Here is a 6,428-nt window from a genome sequence, read left to right as displayed (position 1 = left end):
AGTATCACCAAGTCTGGCATCAATGCCGCAGGTAACTCAATTACCAATGTTGGTGCAGGTGTAAATGGCACAGATGCAGTCAATAAAGATCAACTCGACAACGCAGCAGCTACTGCTAAAACCGAAGTGACCGAAGGCAAAAACATCACCGTAACCAAAACCACGGGTACAGATGGACAAGATATTTATAACGTCGCGACTGCGAATGATGTTGACTTTAACAATGTCACGGTAGGCGGTCCAAATGGTGTGAGGATTGATGGAACAACAGGCAAGATCAGTGGTGTAACAGCTGGCACGATTGCAGCAGGTTCAACGGAAGCGGTTAATGGTGGCCAACTGAATGATAGTGTCGCGTCTACAGGAGATATCTTGGGTGGAGGCGTGACCAATGAAGGTGGCCGTCTTAATGGACCATTTACAGTGAATGACAAAGGTTATGACACAGTTGCCGATGCGATTCAAGGTGAAACCGCAGCAGCAAAAACTGAGGTTGAAGCGGGCAAAAATATGACCGTTACAAACCGAATAGGGGCAGATGGTCAGACTATTTATGAAGTTGCAACTGTGAATGATGTTTCCTTTGATTCAGTGAAAGTGGGCGATATCAATCTTGATGGCAGCACAGGCAAGATTCGCGGTGTTGCTGATGGCATGATTGCGGCAGGTTCAACTGAAGTGATTAATGGTGGCCAGTTACATGGTGTGGCAGACAGTGTCCGAAGCTCAATTGGTGGTGAAACAGTCTTAAATCCAGATGGCACCGTAACCACAAGCAATGTGGGGAACACAGGCGAAAGCAGCATCCACGACGCGATTGACTCAGTGCGTAAAAATGCGGTCACTGCGAAAACCACAGTCACTGAGGGTGACAATATGGTGGTGACCAAATCGACCAATCCAGATGGCAGCACCAACTATGAAGTTGCCACTGCAAAAGATGTGAAATTTGACAGTGTTACCTCAACAGATGCAGAAGGTAATGAAACCATTCTGACAGGCAAAGGCGTAAGTCTAAAAGACCAAGCAGGAAATACCACTGTTCTTGGTCAGGACGGACTAGGTTTTGTTGATCCAATGGGCAATAGTGTAGGGCCACGAATTGCTGCGGGTGGTATTAATGCAGGCAATACGGTGATTACAGGTGTTGCTCCAGGGCGTATCGCAGCTGATTCACAAGATGCAATCAATGGCAGTCAGTTAAAAGGCGTATCGGATAGTGTTGCTGGCGCGATTGGTGGCAATACCACAGTCAATCCAGATGGAACCATTATTACCAGTGATATTGGTGGAACAGGCAAAGACAATATCAACGATGCAATTGGTGCTGTGGGCAAAGCGGCACAAGAGGCCAAGTCAACGGTCAGTGAGGGTAAAAACATTGTTGTGAAAGAAAGCAAGAATGCGGATGGCAGCACAGATTATGAAGTATCAACCGCTCCAAACCTTGAGGTTGATAGTGTGACAGCAGGTGGTACTAAAGTTGATGGAGATGGCTTACATATTACTGGTGGCCCAAGCGTGACTAAAGCTGGGATTGATGCAGGAGACAACAAAGTCACAGGCGTAGCAGATGGTACGGTTGCCGCAGGCTCGAAAGATGCTATCAACGGTGGTCAGTTACATGGTGTTGCAGATAGTGTGAAAAATGTGGTGGGTGGCAATGCTAAGGTGAATCCAGATGGATCAATCACGACCAGTAATATTGGAGGAACAGGTAAAGACAATATCAATGATGCCATTGGCTCGATTGGTCAAGCAGCGCAGGCAGCGAAAACCTCGGTAAGTAACAAGGACGGCAACATCACGGTGAATAAAACCACCAATGCAGCAGGTCGTGATGACTATGAGGTGGGTTTGGCCAAGGACATTACCGTTGATAGTGTGACTGCGAAAGATGTTAATGCTAACCAAATTAATGTTACGGGTGATAACGGTACGACGAATATTACAGGTGGTGGTATTCGTATTGCTGGACCGAAAGGAGAAGCAGGCCCAAGTATGACGACGGATGGCATCAACGCGGGTGGTAAGAAAGTCACGGGTGTTGCTGATGGGGCGATTGCCAGTGGTTCTCAAGAAGGTATCAATGGTGGACAGTTACACCGTTCTTATGAAGATGTGGGTAAGGCTTTAGGTGGCGGAGCGGGCTATGATCCAGAAAAAGGCTGGAAAGGGCCTAGCTATGAAGTCGCTGGTGGAAAATATGACAACGTTGGGGATGCATTAGGTGCGGTTGATAACCGGGTAACCAACTTGGGTGATCAATTACAACAAGCCTTCTACGATACCAATAAGCGTATGGATAAATTGGAAGACAAAATGTCGGCAGGCATTGCAGCAACGGCTGCACTTGAAAATGCGCCATTCATTCCGGGCAAGCTCACTATGGCTGCGGGTGCTGCATATTACAACGATCAAAGTGCAATTGGCGTGACCTTTAGAAAAACGGCTGATAATGGTCGCTGGTCACTTACAACGGGTGCAGCAATGGGCAGTCAAGGCAACAGTCCGCTGGTTCGTGTTGGTGTTAGTACCATCATTGATTAAAGCTTTAAGGAGAGTCGCAAGACTCTCCTTTTTACCAAACAAGGATCAAGTGAGAACAGATATGAATAAGATTCAAACTTTTATGATGATGGCGCTTGTGGGTATTGCATTAAATGCTCAGGCTTCAGCAGAAGACCCAGTAACAGAGACACAAGGTGAGGTCGAATTACAAACGACGGACGAGGTCACTTTTCCTGAGATTAATAAGAGTTACCTCAAACAGGTCAAGCGTTATGAATATAACGATGTTGCCCGTTTAGATGTAGGTATGAATAAAGATCAGTTCCGTCATATTTTAGGTAATCCACATTTTAGTGAAGGCGTGTTTGCAGTCAAAACATGGAACTATGTCTTGGATATTCGTATCCCCAATACACAAGATTATAAACGTTGCCAGTTACGCATTGACTATGACAAAAAGTACATCGCCAATCGTTTGTCATGGAAAGGTGAGGAATGTCAGGGCTTAATGACATGGGGCGTCAACAATGTTGTACCTGCACCGATTCAGACTGCGCCACAGACAGGAACGGTCTTCTTTGCGTTTGATCGTTCAGATCGCAATGCAATAGAGCCAAGTTCAACCAATCTTGCAACGATGGTCAGTGCCATCCAGCAATCTCAAAACCCTGTCATTGTTTCGGGTTATGCAGATCGACTCGGTAAGTTTGCCTATAATCAAGACTTATCTTCGCGTCGTGCCAATACGGTAGCAGAGTTATTGGTACAACAAGGTATAGATCCTAAACGGATTCAATTACAGGGGAGTGGTGGAACAAGTATCTATCAGGCATGTTCAGGTCAAGCACGAAATACGCAGCTGGTTCAATGTTTAGCACCAAACCGTCGGGTAAATATTCAGTGGTAAATTAAACAAAATGAGAAGGGTAAATAAATATTTAGATTTACTCTTTTTATTTTTAATAAAATTTATGTGTATACTGAAAGGGATATTTAATTTAAAAACCAAGATGTACTCATTTATATTGTAATCTAGTAGAAGAGATTAGATTACAGATTGTTTTTATGTGAATATGGATGAATTGATAAAAACTATTTCAAATGTAAAAACTGTCTGCCTATTCTGTTTGTTAAACATTCCTGTAATGGTAATGCTTCGCTATTTTTCCTCTCATTTTTTAAACTTACAAAAAAAACAATGCAAATGTTAAGTTTTCTAATTTAACTGTTAAATCGCTTCTATTTTTCTTACCTACATTAACTGGTGACTTGATATAAAAAGGCACCAAATCATGAATAAAATATACCGTTTAGTTTGGAATAAATATTTAGCTTTATGGACAGTTGTTTCTGAAATTGCACGTGGTACAACAAAAAAACGCAATGTTTCAGTGAGTGCCTCAGCAGTACTTAGCCCTCTCTTAAATGCAAATTCCGGCTATACAAAATCTAAACTGCCCCCCGTCATGTTGGCAGCGCTTATTACTTCAATTTTTTATAGTAGCAACAGTTTTGCTGGCTATGAAGCTGGTGGTGGTTCGACTTATACCAATTGTACGGGTACCAGTACTGGAAGTGGCACTAAATCAGGTAATAGTGTCGCGATAGGAACCCGAGCTTGTGCGGGTGGTAATGGAAACCTTGCTATGGGGTATCAGGCAGACTCATCGAATGCCCCTGATAATATTGCCTTTGGTTCAAATGCTAAAACAGGCAATGTACTTTCTCCAACACCGGATGGAACACCTTTAAATGGTGGTGGACAAATTGCCATTGGTAAAAATGCACAAACAACTACAGCAGGTGCAATTGCCATAGGAAATGATGCGAAAACTGGCGGGCAAAACTTTAGTGTTGCGATTGGTGGTTATGCTGAAGCAAGTGGGAATAGTGCAGTTGCTTTTGGTCGGCGTACTGTCGCAAGTGGCTTTGGCGGCGTTGCAGTCGGCGCTAATGCAAGTTCATCTGGGAGTGATTCCACAGCGGTTGGCTCAAATGCAACCGCATCTATGCAGGCCGCAACAGCACTAGGCAATCAAGCTTTAGCCAGTGGTCGAGGTTCAACAGCAGTTGGTTTTGGAGCCAATGCTGTCAGTGTCGGTTCTGTTGCAGTAGGTGTAAATTCCTATGCGGCAGGCAGAGTAAAAAATGGTGAAGACTGGGAATCAGGCGCATTTGGTTCCAATTCTAAAGCGGATGGTGCTGGCGCTGTGGCTTTGGGAAATTACTCACAAGCGCTTGCTGATGAAACAACAGCAACGGGGAACGGTTCGAAGGCGACTGCTAATTATGCGACAGCCTTGGGTACCTTAGCTGAGGCAACCGCAGAAGAAGCGGTGTCGATTGGGCATCAGGCCAAAGCACAAAGTTTATCTGATATTGCGATAGGAAGCGATGCAACAACAGCAGTAGGTACAGGCGGGCATAATATTGCCATGGGGAATAAAGTTACTACTGGAGCGACAGGTCAAAACGTTGCGATAGGTTCAGATAGTACCACCGCTAATTCTCGGACAGCCAATGGTGGTGCAGTTGCTATTGGGCGAGCTCAAACAGCGACAGGTGATGGTGCAGTCGCGATTGGTGACCCCAATGTTGTGAATGGTGATGGGGCAATTGCACTAGGGAAAGACAACACTGCAGCGGGTGATAGTGCAGGGGCAACAGCAGCCAATGGTGCAGTCGCGCTGGGGAATAGCAATCAGGCGATTGGGCAAGGTTCAGTGGCTCTAGGAAATACGTCAACTGCTGCCGCTGCAGGTGCAATTGCATTTGGCGATACTGCTGCTGCAAAAGGTGGTCAATCTGTTTCAATTGGATCAAACACTCAGGCCGTTCAAGGTGGCGATATTGCAATTGGCGCTGGAGCTTATGCCGCAGCCAAAGTTGTGAACGGTGTACCAGAGTCTGCCGCTGCATTTGGTTTGGGTGCACGCGCTGATGGCGCGACAGCATTGGCAGTGGGGAATAATGCTCAAGCAACGGCTGATTATGCTGGTGCGCTCGGGAATGCAGCAGAAGCCACTGCCTTAGAGGCAAGTGCCGTGGGTAATCGGGCTCAAGCGACAAAGGATTATTCAACTGCGGTAGGGACTAACGCAACTGCTTCTGGCCTACAGTCAACGGCACTCGGTAATCGAAGTAGAGCCACAGGTGATTTTGCCATTGCCCAAGGGAATAATACTGAGGCGAGTGGGCAGTTTGCTACATCAGTGGGTAACTTTTCCAAAGCGACTGCTGAAAGTGCAATTGCAGTTGGGGATTTAGCCAATGCGAGTGCTAATGATGCAACGGCAATCGGGACAAGAGCTGCGGCATCGGGACAAAACTCGAATGCGATCGGGATTGATAGTAAAGCGACAGGAAATGCAGCTGTTGCTTTAGGGGCAGGTGCAGCAGCATCCGCTGATAATGCATTGGCGACAGGTGTTGGAGCGAGAGCAGCAGCAGCTTCAGCGGTTGCACTTGGGGATAGTGCCAATGCACAAGCAACGCGTGGTGTGGCACTCGGTTCGGGTGCAACTGCAACCAATGCCGATGATGTTGCTTTGGGTGCAGGTTCGGTCACTGGGGCAGCCAACCCGACTGCCAATGGAACAGTGGGCGGTGTGACTTACAATTATGCAGGCACAACGCCAAGCAGTGTGGTCAGTGTTGGTAGCTCAGGCAATGAACGCCAAATCACTAATGTTGCAGCAGGCCGTGTCAGTGAAAGCAGCACCGATGCAATTAATGGTTCTCAGCTTTATTCGACACAACAAGCCTTAGGAAACCTTGCAGAATCTACAGCCAATCATTTAGGTGGCGGCTCAGTTGTTAATCCAGATGGCACGGTGACAGCACCAAGCTATGACATTAACGGAACGACGGTAAGCAACGTTGGTGATGCGCTGTCAGAATTAGACAAAGGCTGGAAT

The 6,428-nt window shown here is 46.3% G+C and carries 3 protein-coding genes; all 3 read left to right on the top strand.

Annotation, left to right across the window (positions count from 1 at the left end):
• On the top strand, positions 1 to 2,550 hold a 2,550-nt coding region (locus tag F907_RS18650; RefSeq protein WP_016653085.1), incomplete at its 5' end, for a YadA-like family protein.
• Positions 2,551 to 2,611: 61 nt separating this feature from the next.
• Positions 2,612 to 3,418: a trimeric autotransporter adhesin/peptidogylcan-associated protein TpgA gene (tpgA, locus tag F907_RS02800; RefSeq protein ID WP_016653084.1), complete on the top strand. Its 807-nt coding sequence runs from the start codon at positions 2,612 to 2,614 to the stop codon at positions 3,416 to 3,418.
• Between the two features lie 385 nt (positions 3,419 to 3,803).
• A partial coding sequence (locus F907_RS19320) for an ESPR-type extended signal peptide-containing protein (RefSeq protein ID WP_016653083.1) occupies positions 3,804 to 6,428 on the top strand: 2,625 nt, incomplete at its 3' end.

Source organism: Acinetobacter colistiniresistens (assembly GCF_000413935.1).
Taxonomy (GTDB): Bacteria; Pseudomonadota; Gammaproteobacteria; order Pseudomonadales; family Moraxellaceae; genus Acinetobacter; species Acinetobacter colistiniresistens.
This window is presented reverse-complemented; position numbering and strand designations above follow the sequence as displayed.

Bases quoted from the DNA above. Each gene is read 5' to 3' on its own strand.
- tpgA (WP_016653084.1), top strand. From the start codon at position 2,612: ATGAATAAGATTCAAACTTTTATGATGATGGCGCTTGTGGGTATTGCA.